This is a genomic window from Desulfobulbus oligotrophicus, from assembly GCF_016446285.1.
Classification (GTDB): Bacteria; Desulfobacterota; Desulfobulbia; order Desulfobulbales; family Desulfobulbaceae; genus Desulfobulbus; species Desulfobulbus oligotrophicus.
In genome coordinates, this window is sequence record NZ_CP054140.1 from 2,088,937 (window position 1) to 2,105,296 (window position 16,360).

At 50.7% G+C, this 16,360-nt stretch carries 13 protein-coding genes and 1 other RNA gene; 5 read left to right on the forward strand and 9 right to left on the reverse strand.

Annotated features, from left to right (window positions below; translation table 11 throughout):
- Window positions 1-46 precede the first annotated feature (46 nt).
- The 3 genes from HP555_RS09465 to HP555_RS09475 all read right to left on the reverse strand — a co-directional run bounded on the left by HP555_RS09465 (window position 47) and on the right by HP555_RS09475 (window position 3,934).
- Entirely contained in the window at window positions 47-1,354 is a 1,308-nt protein-coding gene (locus tag HP555_RS09465) for a histone deacetylase family protein (RefSeq protein ID WP_199261873.1), read from the reverse strand.
- 43 nt (window positions 1,355-1,397) lie between these two features.
- The gene (locus tag HP555_RS09470; protein WP_199261875.1) at window positions 1,398-3,089 is read right to left on the reverse strand and encodes a hydantoinase/oxoprolinase family protein; all 1,692 of its coding nucleotides are present in this window, start codon (window positions 3,087-3,089) and stop codon (window positions 1,398-1,400) included.
- Window positions 3,090-3,424: 335 nt separating this feature from the next.
- Window positions 3,425-3,934: an O-acetyl-ADP-ribose deacetylase gene (locus HP555_RS09475; protein WP_199261877.1), complete on the reverse strand. Its 510-nt coding sequence runs from the start codon at window positions 3,932-3,934 to the stop codon at window positions 3,425-3,427.
- 528 nt (window positions 3,935-4,462) lie between these two features.
- Here HP555_RS09475 and HP555_RS09480 point away from each other — a divergent pair.
- Together HP555_RS09480 and HP555_RS09485 are read left to right on the forward strand one after the other, a co-directional pair.
- Window positions 4,463-5,896 (forward strand): HAMP domain-containing sensor histidine kinase, encoded by a 1,434-nt coding sequence (locus tag HP555_RS09480; protein ID WP_233249131.1) that lies wholly within the window; start codon window positions 4,463-4,465, stop codon window positions 5,894-5,896.
- Between the two features lie 12 nt (window positions 5,897-5,908).
- Complete coding sequence (locus HP555_RS09485) at window positions 5,909-7,270, forward strand: sigma-54-dependent transcriptional regulator (RefSeq protein WP_199261881.1); 1,362 nt, start codon at window positions 5,909-5,911, stop codon at window positions 7,268-7,270.
- Window positions 7,271-7,302: 32 nt separating this feature from the next.
- On the opposite strand, the gene HP555_RS09490 is transcribed toward HP555_RS09485, so the two are convergent.
- The gene (locus HP555_RS09490) at window positions 7,303-9,351 is read right to left on the reverse strand and encodes a S16 family serine protease (RefSeq protein WP_199261883.1); all 2,049 of its coding nucleotides are present in this window, start codon (window positions 9,349-9,351) and stop codon (window positions 7,303-7,305) included.
- Between the two features lie 44 nt (window positions 9,352-9,395).
- The gene (locus HP555_RS09495) at window positions 9,396-9,749 is read right to left on the reverse strand and encodes a hypothetical protein (RefSeq protein ID WP_199261885.1); all 354 of its coding nucleotides are present in this window, start codon (window positions 9,747-9,749) and stop codon (window positions 9,396-9,398) included.
- Window positions 9,750-9,935: 186 nt separating this feature from the next.
- Between HP555_RS09495 and HP555_RS09500 the strand changes: the two genes are divergently transcribed.
- Genes HP555_RS09500 through HP555_RS09510 form a run of 3 tightly spaced genes read left to right on the forward strand, consistent with a single transcriptional unit; the run spans window position 9,936 to window position 12,667 of the window.
- A complete protein-coding gene (locus HP555_RS09500) occupies window positions 9,936-10,685 on the forward strand; it encodes a universal stress protein (protein WP_199261887.1) in 750 nt (249 codons plus the stop codon).
- A 44-nt stretch (window positions 10,686-10,729) separates the two neighbouring features.
- The gene (locus HP555_RS09505; RefSeq protein WP_199261889.1) at window positions 10,730-11,791 is read left to right on the forward strand and encodes a sulfite exporter TauE/SafE family protein; all 1,062 of its coding nucleotides are present in this window, start codon (window positions 10,730-10,732) and stop codon (window positions 11,789-11,791) included.
- An 18-nt stretch (window positions 11,792-11,809) separates the two neighbouring features.
- The gene (locus tag HP555_RS09510; RefSeq protein ID WP_199261891.1) at window positions 11,810-12,667 is read left to right on the forward strand and encodes a universal stress protein; all 858 of its coding nucleotides are present in this window, start codon (window positions 11,810-11,812) and stop codon (window positions 12,665-12,667) included.
- A gap of 449 nt (window positions 12,668-13,116) precedes the next feature.
- Here the strand turns inward: HP555_RS09510 and recR are convergent, their stop codons facing one another.
- From recR to ffs, 4 genes are all read right to left on the reverse strand, one after another.
- Window positions 13,117-13,728 carry a recombination mediator RecR gene (gene recR, locus HP555_RS09515; protein ID WP_199261893.1) on the reverse strand — a complete coding sequence of 204 codons (612 nt, stop codon included), beginning with the start codon at window positions 13,726-13,728 and terminating at the stop codon, window positions 13,117-13,119.
- Window positions 13,728-14,036 carry a YbaB/EbfC family nucleoid-associated protein gene (locus HP555_RS09520; protein WP_199261895.1) on the reverse strand — a complete coding sequence of 103 codons (309 nt, stop codon included), beginning with the start codon at window positions 14,034-14,036 and terminating at the stop codon, window positions 13,728-13,730. Before HP555_RS09520 ends, recR begins: the two co-directional genes overlap by 1 nt.
- 63 nt (window positions 14,037-14,099) lie before the next feature.
- Window positions 14,100-16,052, reverse strand: coding sequence for a DNA polymerase III subunit gamma/tau (dnaX, locus tag HP555_RS09525; RefSeq protein WP_199261897.1), 1,953 nt, complete (start codon window positions 16,050-16,052; stop codon window positions 14,100-14,102).
- 79 nt (window positions 16,053-16,131) lie between these two features.
- Window positions 16,132-16,229, reverse strand: an RNA gene (gene ffs, locus HP555_RS09530) — signal recognition particle sRNA small type.
- Window positions 16,230-16,360 lie beyond the last annotated feature (131 nt).

Here is a 16,360-nt window from a genome sequence, read left to right on the forward strand (position 1 = left end):
TTTGACGGTTGTCAGATCAGCAGAGGGGTATGAAACAAGCGGTGGCTTACTCGGATAAGTATTGAAACCGCTTGTTTTTCTGATCAAGCAGCTGTGCCACCACATAATTTTTCTTGGCACGGGTAAAGGCAGTGTAGCCTTCCTGCTCACAGGCCGGGCAGCAGTCAATGGGCAGCTCAACACCCAGGCAGGTTGAGAGGTGGCTGCTGCTGCTTTTGATCAGCCGTACTCCCCGGCAGCTTTCGCAATCTTTCAGTTCTTCCCGCTGGTTTTCCAGAATACCTTCAGTGTCGTAATAGATCTTACGTTCACGGATAAAGTATTCGCCCTGCTTTTCAAAGTCGCCCATGGGCGGGTGATGGTAACTGTCCAAAACATAGGCACAGGTTTGTCGTATGGTGTCCATGAGATCAGGTGATTCACGCAGGGCAGCCGGGTTGTAATCGGGTTCGCGGATTCCTGAATAGTCACAGCCGGCCATGGCCAGACAGATGCCCAGATTGACATAGGGGAGCGCCCCTTTTATCGAATAGCCACCCTCAAGCACCGCTATATCGGGCTTAAGGAGCTCGTTGAGGCGGGCATATCCCTGCGCGGAAAACTGCATGTTGGTGATGGGGTCGGTATAGTGGTTGTCCTGACCGGCGGAGTTGATAATCAGGTCGGGATTGAAGTCGGCAAGAATGGGGAGCACCACCTCTTCAATGGCATAGAGATATCCCTCGTCAGAGGTCCGCGGCGGCAGGGGGATATTCACGGTCTTTCCCAGTGCCCTGGGACCTCCGTTCTCATACGGAAAACCTGATCCGGGATACAGGGTACGTCCATCCTGGTGAAGAGAGATAAACAGAACGTCCGGGTCGTGCCAGTACACATCCTGGGTCCCGTCGCCATGGTGGCAATCAGTATCAACAATGGCAATTCGTTTGCGGCCGTAGTGCTCTCGAATCCATTCGACCATTACAGCTTCAATGTTGATGTTGCAGAACCCGCGATTACCGTGCACGACTTTCATGGCGTGATGGCCGGGCGGACGGACAAGAGCAAATGCCCGACGTGTTTCCTGTTCAAAGACCAATCGGGCCGCCTGAATGGCACCACCGGCGGAGATACGGTGTGATTCGGTACATATCGCCGATACCGACGGGAAACAGAAGTGAGCCCGCATAATATCGAGATCAGAGGCATACAGGGGGCGGTGCTCACTGATTCCCTCGATATCGAACAGGCCCTCTTCCCGAAACTGATCCTGGGTGTACAGGAGTCGCTCTTCCCGTTCGGGATGGGTAGGGGAGATAGCCCAGTCAAAGGCAGGAAAAAAAATAACGCCAAGAGAGGAGGCAGCTTTTAGCATGATCGCACCTGTGTGAATAAGAGAGTGTGGATGTGGTTGGAGATCAGCATACCTGGAGGAGCGTTGCCGGGGCATCGGCAAGGTGGGTCACAACCGCCGGCCGCACCTGGGCAACAACCCTGATATTTTTGCCGCTGGTGTAACCGCCGTCAACCATGTTGAAGGAGTCGGCCTGGGTTATTTGCACTTCCTGATCGTTGATCCTGATACCAGATGCTGCCAGATCGCCGACAAGCAGCTTTCTGGCCTCTGCCACGGCCTCATCAAGACTGAACCCCCGGGGAACAGACTGGAAAATACCAAGCATGGGGACGGACAACTTACGTCGTGCGGTATTAGCCGTCAGGCTGAGATGGCTGGTGGTCCTGGTGAGGGCTGCGCCAATGGCATTGACAACACTGTGGAGAGAAGGAACGGTCACTTCCAGTCCCAACCGTTCGGCAAGTGGCGCCTGAAAAACGGCGGCAGGGCCGCCGATGACAATCAGCCTGGTCGGCTTGATTTCCCGGCTGGTGAGTATTTCGTGAATGGTATAGACAGGTTTACTGTTGACCTTGAAGATCAGTTGTTCAATGGCTGTTGCCAGGGTTTCCACCGCAGTGCTGATCACTGTTTCGGCCAGCTGTTCTGTTGAACAGCTCAATGCATTGCTCATGGCCGTCATACCGGTTTGGGAACGGTCGGTTGCGCCGAAGGCGGCAAGCCCCAGGACATTGAAGGCATCCATAATGGTCGGCCGGTCACCGCCGGCGGCCATACAGGGGCCGAGTCGTTGCGGACCGACGGCAACCTCGCCGTTGTCACTGTGAATAAGGGAGTCGCCACCGATCCCGATGGATTCGACATGGATGGCACGAACCAGGGTGGGGCGTTCTTCAATGGATATGCCCTCGCGTTCCAGGAGCGGTGTTCCGCCGGCAAAAAGGGCGATATCCGTGGTTGTGCCGCCGATATCCAGCATCAGGACATCCTCGTTAACAGGTGTGGTGGCAAGGATCCCCATGACTGATGCCGCCGGACCGGAGAAGATGGACTGCACCGGTGTTTCCAAAGCACGGACCAGCGGCATGGTGCCACCGTCGGCTTTGAGAATGTTAATTTCAACGTCCTCAAGGGAAAATCCTTTGAGACTGGTGGTTAATGCCCCGGCAAAGCGCTGAAAAATACGCCAGACAGCTGAATTGTAGTAGGCTGTGTGGATGCGGCGACCGAAGTTGAGTTGGCCGGAGATCGCATGACCCAGGGTGACAAAATCCGCCTGGTCGCCCAGCTTTTCACGAATATGATTTTCATAGTCAGGGTTGCGTGGTGAAAATTTGCAGGCAGCAGCAAAGCATTTGACCCCCTGATCAAGACAGGAAGAGATGGCCTCATCGAGATCATCCTCATTGAGTGCCGAGGTCTCTGTCCCGAGGTGGTCAAGGCTACCGTAAATTTGGTGGTAATGGTCGCCTATACGATAATATTCAGCCGAGATCCCAGGGCCTCCGACCACCAGCATGCCCACAGGTTCGGTCTTTCCGGTAACAATGGCGTTGGTGGTCAACGTGGTGCTCAGATTAAGAGTGCGTACCCGCCTGGGGTCCTTGCCGGCCAGAATGGTGTGTAGTACCTGGCTGATCGATTCGAGCAGGTTGTCGTGGTTGGTTGGGGTTTTGGCTGCGGCGAGCAGTTGATCGCCGTCAATAAGCACGCCGTCGGTTTGAGTGCCGCCGACATCGATTCCTATGCGCATGGCATCTCCTTGCAGACGAGAAGGGAAACGGGATTTTGGAGAGGGGCTTGTTTGTATGTGTTTGATCGTCTTTATCTGTTGCGGTGATCTTAACGTATTTTAAGAACAAATGATATTTCAAAAGAATAGCGACTGGTTTCAGGAGTTATGGGTCGCAGTGCCTTTATTGAATATATCGTGACCAGCTGGTTGGACCGTTCAGCTCCATTGGTGGATATCTCAGCCGGACATCCTGGTTTTATTGCAAACACCATCTGCCCGACAGGGTCCGCCATGCAGAAGGGCAGGCGGTCTGGTCCATTGCCAGGTACGGTTACAGACCATATACCATGGTATTACTCTTCCAGGCCGCGGATAGCCTGGGCAAAGGCAAATTTTGCCTGCGGTTGAAAACAGGCGATAAAAACCTCTGCAGGTTTTCCGTTACGGTTGAGAAAAGACTGGATAGTGTCAACAGCAATGTCAGCGGCTTCATCCAGGGGAAATCCGTACGCACCGCAGCTGATTGCAGGAAAGGCGATGGAGTTGATATTGTGTTGGACTGCCAGCTCCAGACAGCTGCGGTAACAGCCGGCCAGCAGAGCCGGTTCGTTATTATTGCCACCTCTCCATATAGGGCCGACAGTATGAATGACATACTGTGCGGGAAGGTTGTAGCCTTTTGTGATGACGGCTTTGCCGGTTTTACAGCCGCCGATGGTTCGGCACTCTTCCAGGAGTTGCGGACCGGCGGCGCGATGGATGGCACCGTCAACCCCTCCGCCGCCCAAAAGAGTTTCATTGGCAGCGTTAACAATGGCATCGACCTTCATGGTCGTGATGTCGGTTTCAACCAGCGTAATCATTGTAGCCTCCTTTTCACAGGCATCGACCAGCAGTACTGGTGAATCATGGAGTTCCCGAGAGCGGACAGGCCCAATTCAGGAGCTTTCGGTTCAGTACGTCTCTGTCGAGCAATCTTCTTTTATGATGATTTCTGAACAAAAATCCAGATGGTGAACGAAAAAACACACTGTTAGTGTACGCGACCGCCAGTAAATGGTCAACTTTTTCACAAAGACCTCTCAGTAAGGGATCACCTTGCATTTCTTGCACTGTTTTTGCTTAAATGTTTTTCGTGACTGCTTATGACCAGCGACCTCTCTTTTTTCGGCTGCTGCAGGCGATGCTATTTGAGGGAACTTACAGGTGCACCTGTCCGATGTCTTTCCTGATAACGATACCTGTATCCAGGCTGTCAGTGAGGTAAGGACGGACGTCTGCTTCTGCGCAAGCGGTCCGCTGTCCGGGTGCTTTCTGTTTTTCAGGTGGTTTGCTGCAGTCGCCATGGAGATTACGTAGTGCAATATGAATTCTCTACTATTGGTATGATCATGAAAAGAATTTTTAGTCTCAGCATCATCAGTAAAGTGGCTCTTGTTCTTTTCTTTTATATATCATGTGTGACGATCATGAGTTTTTTATCCTATGTTGATCTTGTCACTACTGAACGAAAAATGGAGATTTTAGAATATATATACAATGTTCATAATAATATCCTGGAAGCAAGACGATATGAAAAAAATTACTTTTTATATGGTAACCAGGATTCCCTTTATGAAAATATTGCATCAACACAGAAGGTAACAGAAATAATAGACACAATATTACATGTTGACGAAAAGCTGGCTGTGAACAATCAGCTGATTGAACTGGATGCTCAGATAAAAGTATACACAAATAGTATTCGTGATTTACTCGCGACAATTCAGGAAACTGATACTGGGAAGGATGGAAATATTGAAGATAAAATACGTCACTATGGTAAAATAATTTCTGATATCAGTGAAGATATTGTAAATTTTGAAAAAACGCAAATTCACTCCATGGTATCTTTGCTCAGAGAACAACTGATAGTGTGGGCGTCTGTTGCCATCGTCACGGGTATTATTCTTTCATTCTTCAGTATTTCTTTTGTTTTTAAACCGATTGCTGCGATCAAAAAGGCAACTGTTGCCATTGCCCAGGGCCGGTTCAACAAGATTGATGTCATCAATACAAAAGATGAGATTCAACAGGTCATGGAAGCATTCAATATCATGGTGTCCGAACTGGAACGAAGACAGGATCAGCTGATTCAGGCTGAAAAACTCTCCTCTCTTGGTACTTTGACCGCAGGTGTTGCCCATCAGCTCAATAATCCGCTCAACAATATCTCCACGTCCTGTCAAATTGCAATTGATGAGTTTACAGATGGTGACCCGGCGTTCGTCAGACGGATGCTGCAAAATATCGATCAGGAAACTTTACGGGCTCGTGATGTTGTGAAAAGTCTGTTGGAGTTCTCTCGAACTCAGGAGTTTGCACTTCGGACAGCATCGCTTGTTGACGTTGTTCAAAAGGCGGTACTGCTGGCAAAAAGTCAGGTCTCTCCGGACATCAGTATGACGGTTGATGTGCCTCAACATCTTGTTTTACCGCTGGATATCCAACGTATGCAGGAGGTATTCATCAACCTGATCATCAACGCGGCACAGGCGATACTCCGTCAGGGCAGCATCACTATCACCGCCACTGAAGATATTGGAGCTCAGGAAGTAATCGTTGAGATCAGCGACACCGGTCAGGGGATAGCAGAAAAGAATCTTGCCCGAATTTTTGACCCGTTTTTTACAACAAAAGAAGAGGGCCATGGGACCGGCCTCGGCCTTTCTGTTGTCTATGGAATTGTCCAGCAGCACCAGGGGACAATTACCGTGCAAAGTCAGATCGGTCAGGGTACATCTTTTTTCATTCATCTGCCCTGCCCGGTTAAAATTGTAACCTGATCGAATTCTGATATGACTAAACGGAAAGTCCTTGTGGTTGACGACGAGTCAATTTCCCGTGAAAACCTGACCCATATTCTTACGAAGGACGGGTACCTGATCAGGGAGGCTGAAGATGGTCAGACAGCGATCAGCATCCTGAAAGAAGAAGAGATCGATCTGGTCTTAACCGATCTGCGCATGCCCGGTACTGATGGCATGGCTGTTCTTGAGGAGGCAAAAAAACTGTGGCCGGCTATTGAGGTCGTAGTCATAACCGGCCATGCCAGTGTTGACACCGCTGTGGAAGCCATGCGAAAGGGCGCTTATCATTACGTGGAGAAACCATTTAAGATTAATGAGTTGCGTGCCATTGTCGAAAAGGCTCTTGAGAAGAGTCTGTTGCGAAGAGAGATTCGTTTTCTGCGGAATCAGGTTGCTGCACACAAGGGGGTTGAACGAATTGTCGGCGGCAGCCAGAAAATGCAAGCACTGCGCGAAACCATTGCCCAGGTATCGCAACTTGATTGTAATGTCCTGATTCAAGGTGAGACAGGAACAGGCAAGGAACTCGTTGCGCAAACACTCCATGAGTTGAGTCCCCGTTCAAAGAAACGCTTTGTTGCGTTCAACTGCGGTGTTTTTACTGAAGAACTGATTGCCAGTGAGTTGTTCGGCTATGAGCGGGGGGCCTTCACCGGAGCCAATAAAAGCAAGAAAGGGCTGCTTGAAACCGCAGAAGGCGGCACGGTTTTTTTTGATGAGGTGGGCGAGTTATCCCTTTCTCTGCAGGTCAAACTGCTTCGCGTTCTTCAGGAGCGCACGCTGCTTCGTGTTGGTGGCTCAACTGAAATTGCCGTTGATTTTCGAGTGCTGGCAGCAACCAACAAAGATCTCAAGAGAGAGGTGGAAGCCGGGACCTTTCGTGCGGACCTCTATTATCGGCTTGATGTGCTTGCGATCAATGTGCCATCACTGGCTGAACGGAGAGAAGACATCCCGGCCCTGACGGACTATTTTCTTGCCAAACATGTTCCGTTAGGACGCACTGCGCCACGACTGTCACGCTCTGCCCAGCAACACCTTATGGCGTATGATTACCCCGGAAATATCAGAGAACTGGAAAATATTGCCCAGCGTTTGCTTCTTTTTAACGGTGAAGAGCTTATAGAAGCGCATCACGTTGATACTGTTTTTGGAGACAGTACCGGCATGGCTGTTCGTGAGCATCGGGCTGAATGGCTGACTTTAGAGGAACATGAGAAGCGCTATATCCTTGAAGTGTTAGACGAGGTTGAGGGGAACCGGTCTGCTGCGGCAAAGATGCTCGGTATAGATCGTGTCTCCCTCTGGCGGAAAATCAAACGCTACGGTCTTGAAGATCCGGATGCCTGACCACTTTTTTAAATACTGCAACACTCGCCCGGTCAGGATGCCAGAATAAACGTCTGACGGCCAAAGACCGGTTCCACGATTTCATCGGCATTTGTTACAAGCTGTATCCGAATCCCTTCCAGAACATCGGTGTCCAGCGATTCAACTTCTTCCTGGTTGGCAGACGGTAAAAGGACTAACTGTACACCGGCACGCTTTGCAGCCAGAATTTTTTCGCGAATTCCCTTGACCGGCAGAATTCGACCTGTCAGGGTCATTTCGCCGGTCAGGGCAACATCGCGCCGTGCCGGTTTTTGCGTGAGGAGGGAGAGGAGTGCTGCAAAGATGGTGATTCCGGCGGACGGACCATCTTTCGTTATGGCTCCGGCTGGGAAATGGATATGTATATCGGTGTCTTTAAAAAATACCGGTGATACGTCAAAGACACCTGCCTGGCTGCGAAGAAAGCTCAGGGCTGTTTGAGCAGATTCCCGCAATACCTCACCGAGTGACCCGGTTAAGATCAATGTCCCGGAGCCCGGCATCAGAGCGGCTTCCACACTGATAATCTCTCCTCCGGTCGTTGCCCAGACCATACCTGTGGCAACACCGATCTGCGGTTCAACTTCAGCTGCTTCGCGTTGAAATTCACGTGGGCCGAGCAGTTGCGACACCATCGGCACATCGACCAGTATCGGCAGGTTCTTGCCATTCGTCTTGAGATGGAGGAGGGCGATCTTGCGACAGATGTCAGCTATTTTCCGTTCAAGATGACGTAAGCCGGATTCACGGGTGTAATCGTTGATGACCCGCACCAACCCTTCCTGGGAAAACTGGACCATGTCCTTTGTCAGTCCGGTGAGCTTGAGCTGGCGCGGCAGAATAAACTGCTGAGCAATGTGTACTTTTTCACGTTCAGTATACCCCGTGAACTCAAGACACTCCATCCGGTCCAGTAAAGGACCGGGCAGTTTGGACAGATCATTGGCCGTTGCAATGAACATGATCCGTGAAAGGTCAAAGGGTACCTCAAGGTAGTGATCGTTAAAATGAACATTTTGTTCAGGGTCAAGCACTTCAAGGAGCACCGAGGCTGCGTCGCCGCAGAAATCCTGTCCGATTTTATCAATTTCATCGAGCATGAACACAGGGTTGTTCATGCCGACTCGTTTTAACTCTGTGATAATCCGTCCTGGTAATGCACCCACATATGTTCGCCGGTGTCCCCGCAGTTCAGCCTCATCACGTAATCCGGCAAGAGAAATCCGGATAAACCGGCGTTGCAGCGCTTCAGCAATGGCTCTGCCCACCGAGGTCTTGCCTGTCCCGGGAGGGCCTGTAAAGCAGAGGATGGGCCCTTTGCCCATCCGGACAAAGAGTTTCTTTTCCAACACCTCTTTGACGGTTCTGCGGAGTTCGTCGAAGTTTACCGGTTTTCCCAGATAGTGAGCAGCTCCTTTTTTAAGCGCGTCCACTGCCGAACCAACAGTGGCAAATCCGGTGACCATGATGACCGGAATGTCAGGCCTGATCTGGTTGACCCGTTCCAGAAGCTCAAGTCCGTCCATCTGCTCCATCTTCAGGTCCGTGACAACGAGGTCGACCTCCTCTTCAGACAGGATAGTCATTGCTTCTGCACCGTTGCCTGCTCCATGACAGATATATCCGTCTTTGGTGAGGATATGAATCATGTTGGTGCGAGCGATCTCTTCATCATCAACAATAAGAACGGTTTGTCTGGCTTTACTGCAGAGCGTTTTTGCAGCGAGGAATTCCAGGATCCGCTGTTTCACCTGTGTGAGGCCGAAATGGCGTGTGTCAAGGATTGACTGTGCCCTTATCAGATCCAGCCGATCTCGACTTGATTCCAGCCATGGGAGGGAGAGGAGCAACTCTATATAGTTGAACCCAAGTCCATATTCTGCGACCGAGGTATCGGTTTTTTCCAGTTTGGCGAATTCGTTTTTTATAACGTCAAGCACCTCTTGAGGGAGCTGAGCAATCTCAATTTTAGCTCGCAGACTGTCGAGTGGAGAAAGACCGGACGAGGTCTGTTGTGGTTGCTGTTCGGTTACGGATTCTGTTTTCTTTCTAAAAAACATACGCTTTTCCCTTATGGTGCAGTCGGATGCTTGGTTTATTCTTCTCAGGACACCCAATAATGGAGCTGCGGCCGGCAGCGGAATCTCTGTGACACGCCATGCTTGCGGGTTGCTACAGTGGAAGCAATAAAAATGCCGTAAGCCCTTTCTTTTTCTGGTGTGTTTTCCTGCAGTATGACTCTGCCGGTCCATACGGTGTCTTGTGGCACAGCTCCATACGAGATTTTTTTCCTGCTGTTGTTCCGGCTTTTCTTCCATGCTGTTACAGTTGCAACATGCGATGTTGCAATTTGCAATAGTTCCCCTTCCGAATTTCCTGGTTTTTTTGCGAACGTTGCGATTTGCAACAATTTGAATAATCGTGGCTGCAGCTCGTTTCTTGAAATAAAGTTAATCATTTCAAGACATTATTCTTTATCACCTGCATGGCATGTTTCTTGATTTTATCTGCTCGTTAAGAATCAGAAATAATTTTTCTGCCGAATGCCATGCAAGACACCTGTTTATCTCTACATCCCAGCTTTCACCCCAACGGTTACCTGACCGGTGATGTTTCGCAAACATCGGTCAAGAGATCTTTTATCATGGCTGTCACACGGAATGGGCATATGTCTGAACCGGTCATGATGTACGCCATGCATACAGCCCAGCGTTTGGGCTGTGCCGTACTGACCGTGCATGTGGATACTCTGCCGGCCTACAATCTGCGGCGACGCAGCCGGCATTTTGCCGAAGCAGTGGAGGAAAGTATCGCGCAGTTCCGGGAGAACGTCAAAGACAGTGGTCTTATCGTTGAACATCTTTGTGAGTCCGGCCGGGTCGGTGATGTTGTCAGCCGGCTGTGCAGGGCGCACCGCCGGATTGAATTTGTCGTTCTTGACAAAGGCATTCGCCTGGAAGAGGTGGCCCGCCAGTCACCGGTACCGGTGTTTCCCGTTTTATGTAACCAACAAGGCTCTTTTCATACAGCCTTATCTTTACCCGCAATGAAAAATGGAGGTTTTACCATGTCTGTCAACAGAAAACGTCACATGAAAAACTGTATGCTCTTCGGTACGCTGACTGCTGCCTTATACGCCACCATTTTTACATATCAGGACCTGGTCGTCACCTATTTCAGCAAAGGAGGAGTATTTGCGTTGTTACCGGTGGCCACGGTTCTTGCGGTCTCGTATTTTCATGGCAATTTTACGAGTTCCTTCTGGTCTGCCATGGGAATCGAAGCATCGAAAAAAGAGACGGCCAAAAAGGTTGCTCCGGCACATGCAGTGGTTGACAGCGTTACCCGGGTTTCCAGACCGGACACACGTCCGCGTGTACAGATGAATGCCTAGATCGGCTTTCCCAATGTTATTGTAAAGTATAAGGAGTCCACTCCATGCACGGATCAATCGGTGATGTCATCCAGTTTATCGACCTCAACGTCTATACAGTTCTCTTTCTTTTTTTAGTTGGTTTTATCGGAGGCCTGGTCAGTGGATTTATTGGCTCCGGAGGCGCTTTTGTGCTCACGCCCGGTATGATGAGTCTGGGCGTTCCCGGTACGGTCGCTGTGGCCAGTAACATGTGCCATAAGTTTCCCAAAGCCCTGGTTGGTGCTGTTAAACGGTACAAGTATGGCCAGGTGGATATCAAACTCGGACTCATCATGGGTGTCTTTGCCGAGATCGGCGTCCAGGTCGGCATCATGATTCAAAAGACTGTTTTGGATAAATGGGGTCAGGCTGGTTCAAACCTGTATGTGTCCATAATTTTTGTCCTGGTACTGGTCATTGTCGGTTCTTTCGTCCTCAGGGATGCCTTGGGCATGAAAAATGCCGATGGTGCAACAGAGGTGAAATCTCCAACCGTTGCCAAACGGCTTCAGCAGATCGAGCTGTGGCCGATGATTACATTTAAAACGGCGAATATACGTATCAGTCTGTGGTTTTTAATACCTGTTGCCCTTGCCACCGGCATGCTGGCAGCCACCATTGCTGTGGGAGGATTTATCGGTGTGCCCGGCCTGATGTATATCATCGGCGTGACAAGTATTGTTGCTTCGGCTTCGGAACTGGTTGTGGCCTTTGTTATGGGACTTGGCGGTACTCTTATCTGGGCCTATTACGGCATGGTTGATATCCGACTAGTTATGATTATTCTGGCCGGGTCACTTTTCGGGGTCCAGCTCGGTGCAATCGGTACGACCTATGTGAAAGACTACATGATCAAGTTTGTTATGGCGACAATCATGCTGATTGTTGCGGTCAGCCGTCTTCTGGCTCTTCCTAAATATCTGTCAGAACTTCAGCTTATCTCCATCAATACCGTCATGCTCTCGATCATGACGCATTTAAGCTTTGGCGTCATGTGCTTGGCGCTGCTTATCGGCGCATCAATCATTCTTGCCAATCTGTTCAAGGCCCGCCGTTTGGAAAAACTTGCTGCCAGAAACATATAACCGACTCCGGGAGACTCCATGCCAACTCGTATCACCAGCATACTTGCCGCTGTTGTACCTGGAAAGACAGGGTTGTTCGCCTTCCAACAGGCTGTCCGCATGGCTCTTTTTTTTAAGGCGCGATTGATCGCCATCTCCATCACTCCCCGGTATGAGGGAAATATGAACAGATGGAAGATTGATAATGCTGAAGAACAGTTCAATAAGCCTTTTCTTCATTGCCTTGACGAGGCGCAACAGATTGCCGGCTCCCATAATCTGGAAGTGCACACCATGCATAAGGTCGGCGATCCGGTCGAGGAGATTCTCTACGCAGCTGAAGAACAACAGGCGGATATTGTGATTCTGGGATATCCGAAGCGTTCCCGGATTGAAAGGGTCATCCTTGGTAATACAGCGGCCAAGGTCATCGGCTACAGTCCCTGTGATGTGATAATGATCCCCTATGAGGCCGAGATTGATTTTTCCCGGATTTTGGTGGGGATTGACGGATCTTCGTATAGTATGGCAGCCGGACAGAGGGCCCTGGAACTGGGGCTTGCGTTTGGGGGTGATGTCTATGCGCTGACTGTTATTGATATTCCCGTTGAACGGGGTTTTTTGTACGGCGTGCTGGATGAGGCCAGGCGGAAAAGTTACCCACCCCTGCAGACACTGGTCGGCCAGGGGGAGCGGCTTGGTGTGCGCGTCATTACCGATATTCTGGAAGGACCACCTTATGCAACCATTGTCCGGCACAGTGAAACCAACAGTATCGGTCTCATCGTTCTCGGAAGTCATGGGCGGACAGAATTTGGTGATCTTCTCATGGGAAGTGTGGTTGAGCGGGTGACCTCCATGGCCGCACTTCCCACGCTGGTCGTAAAAAGGCGATAAAGGGCTGATATTGAATACCGGTTCAGCCCTGTACTTTCTCTTTAACAGCAAGGGACTCTGAAGAAACAAAGGAGAAAATTATGGAACTACAGCAGCTGTTTCTTTGTCTTCTTGGATCAACCTGTGTTGTCCATTTACTGACAATGGCTGCACAGACTCTGCAGAGGTCATCCGGGCGTCGGTTGTCTTATCAGGCACGTAGTCAAACGGCAGTTCAGACGACGAGAGACGACTGGTATGTTTTTTTTCACTGCGCTGACCTGCTTGGAACGCAGAGTGTGTCTCAGTCTGCACAACAAAAAGGAGCCTGGATCGCTCAGGCAGTGGAAAAGCGCCGGCAACAGGCACCCAGGCCACGGGCACGGATCAGGATGTGATCTCGGTGTGACTATGCAATCGAAGAGCAGGGGCCGCATCGTGAACAAGGTTGGTAGACAGCCTGGCTGCAGCTAAATGAGACGATGTACCGTCTGTCGTGATTCAATGGCCTTGGCCAGGGTATGTTCATCCGCATATTTGATGTCCATCCCCATGGGGATTCCACAGGCGAGGCGGCTGAGATGAACGTCGGTTCCCTTAAGAATATCGGCAAGATAAGAGGCGGTGGCTTCTCCGGGGACAGTTGAACTGGTGGCGATCAGTATTTCATCGACAGTGCCACTTGTTGCCCGCTGGTATAGTTCGCGTACCTTTAACTCTTCCGGCCCGATACCGTCTATCGGGGCGATCACACCATGTAAGATATGGTAAACGCCACGAAATGCACCGGTCTTTTCAATGGCAATCTGATCTCCGGGTTCTTCAACCACACAGACGAGACGAGGGTCCCGACTCGGATTGCCGCAGATCATGCACGGATTGGTTTCTGAAAAGGTATAACACTGCTGACACAGATGGATGGCATCATGCAGTGCGTGAAGATCGGCAGCAAGATTTTTAGCTTCGGTCGCAGGACGACGCAGTATATACAGAGCCAATCGAGTTGCTGATTTGTGACCGATGCCGGGGAGTTTGGTCAGATCAGCAATCAGCCTTTCCAGTGCCGGTGGAATGACCTGCATCAGACAAGACCGGGAATGTTCAGTCCGCCGGTTAACCGGGTCATTTCTGATTTTCCAAGTTCTTTGGCCTTGTTCAGTCCATCGTTAACAGCAGCTGCGATGAGGTCTTGCAACATCTCAACATTTTCCGGCTGCACAACGGTTTTTTCAATGATAACCGCAAGCAGTTCACCCCGACCGTTGAAGGTGGTCGTCACCATACCGGCACCGGCAGTACCGGTAACCTGCTGCTTGCCCAGGTCATTTTGTATTGAGGCCAGGTTTTCCTGAAACTGCTGGGCCTGTTTCATCAGGTCATTGATATTCATGCGTCTCTCAGATGTCTGTATGTTTGCTTGTTGTGTTGTGTGCGTGTTGAACTTCAGGAGGCACTAGTCATCATTGTCAGGTTCATGTTCCGTATCGGTTTGGTCAACAGGTGTGGTTGTCTTCAGATAGCGTTTGCCGACTCGGATTTCTTCAACTTGACCGGTGAACACATCCAGGGCGGTCAGCACCAGCGGGTCATTGGCCAACGCGCGCCGCTCTTGCAGGGGAGCCAGATGACTGTTCGGATCAAGTGCACAGGCGGTTGAACCTGGAACTTCAAACTGGATCCGGAGATTTTCCTGGAAAAAATCAAGGACGGATGCGGTGAGTGCTTCAATGATTTTGGGTTGTTTTAAGAGGGTGCAGTCGATGCTGTCGGTAAAGTGAATGGTGAGAACTTCGCCCTGCTGATCGACTGCATCCGCCACCTGCAAGGCTGCTGCTATCCATGGCTGCCGGCTGTGTACATATTTGACAAAAGCACCCCAATGTTGGCGAATCCGTTTCCTTTCTGCTGAAGGAGTTGGCGGGTTTGTTGCCTCTGTAGCAGGTGTTGCAGGGAGTGACTGTGTGGAGATGTCTGTATCTGCTGGAGCCTCATCTGTGTGAAACGTGGAAGTTAGAGGCAGGGAAGCTTGCCGGTCGACAGGTGGTGCCTGTGTCTCTTCTGTTGAACCTGCATCCTGTACGGTGTGATCAATTGCAGCAGAAGAGGCCGGAGCAACGATTTTGCGGGTTTCTATATTTTCGGGCACCTTTGGTGAAACTGAAGCATCCTCGGCAACCGGTACCTGTTGCGCTGTACCGGTTGCGGGTGTTGTTTTATGCACCTGTGGATCGGCAGAGAGAAGGGGAGCCGGTTGACCTGGTAACATGTCAGCTGCTATCCGGTCAAACTGAGCCATGAGTTCACTGACCGGTACAACATCGTGAAACTGTACCGCACGAATAAAAGCCAGCTCCAGTGCCAGTCGAGGTTGTTGGGACCGGGTGATGTTTTCGAGATTTTCCAGGAGCAGGTCGAACAGGGCGGTGAGTGTCGGTAAAGAGTAACTGTCTGCTGTTTTCGTGAGTTCGATCAGCTCGTTATCCGTTGCCTCAAGGAGTTGGCCAGGGTTTGGGCTGACTTTGCACACAATTACAGAGCGGAGCCAGGTGAGCAGATCGTTGACAAATCGCCGCAGGTCGGATCCATGCTGATAGAGTGTGTCAAGTTGTCTGTACACAGCGGCCAGATCACCCTGGAGCAGGGCAGTACCAAGCTTTGAGACGAGTTGGTGGCTGACCAGCCCCAGCATTTCAACGACATCCTGTGCCTGTATCTGTCGTCCACTGTAGGAGAAGATCTGATCCAGCAGGCTGAGGCCGTCCCGAACACTGCCGCCGGACTCCCGGACGATCATATCAACAGCTTCAGGCTCTATTTCAAAACCCTCTGATGCTGCTAACCGGCTGAAATGAGTGGTCAGTTCGTGGTGGTCGAGTCGTTTGAGTTCGTACCGCTGGCAGCGGGAAAGAATAGTTACCGGAACCTTGTGCAACTCAGTGGTGGCAAACATGAAGTACACATGGTTCGGAGGCTCTTCCAGGGTTTTGAGCAGAGCGTTGAAGGCTTCAGCTGTCAGCATGTGCACTTCATCGATCAGGATAATTTTAAAGCGTGAGTGTGTCGGCAGGAAGCGTATTTTTTCCTTCAATTCGCGTATTTCTTGAATACCACGATTGGAGGCGCCATCTACTTCCTGAAGATCGATGCTGGCTCCGCCGGTGATTTCACGACAGGATCTGCAGGTGTTACAGGGTTCAGTTGCCGGTCCCTGCTCACAGTTGAGGGCCTTTGCCATTATCCTGGCAAGTGTGGTCTTGCCGGTACCCCGAATGCCGCTGAAAATCAGGGCATGAGGGACCCGGTTTTGCGAGAGAGCGTTCTGTAGGGTACGGACAATAGGTTTTTGGCCAACAATTTCGGCAAAAGTCTGTGGACGGGATTTTCTGGCAAGGACGAGATAAGACACAGCTGTTCCTGCGGACAATATGCAGCTCGAACGACAAGACAGATCCGGGATACAATGGGGAAGAGCTGTCTCGAAAAAGGATAGCCAGGCACCCCTGCACACATAAGAAGTGTCACTACCGCTGCTTCCTTCCGGACCTGACGGGGTTTGTGATTTCTTATTGCACAGGACCCGGCTATCACACTAATGATCAATCGGTTGCGCTCAATGATGAGTGTTGCAGACAGGTTCAGATCTGTGAGTTGCTCGATGGCAAAGAGAAGTGGAGATCCCTGTATCAACAACTTGGCTTGTATACTCTTCGGTGA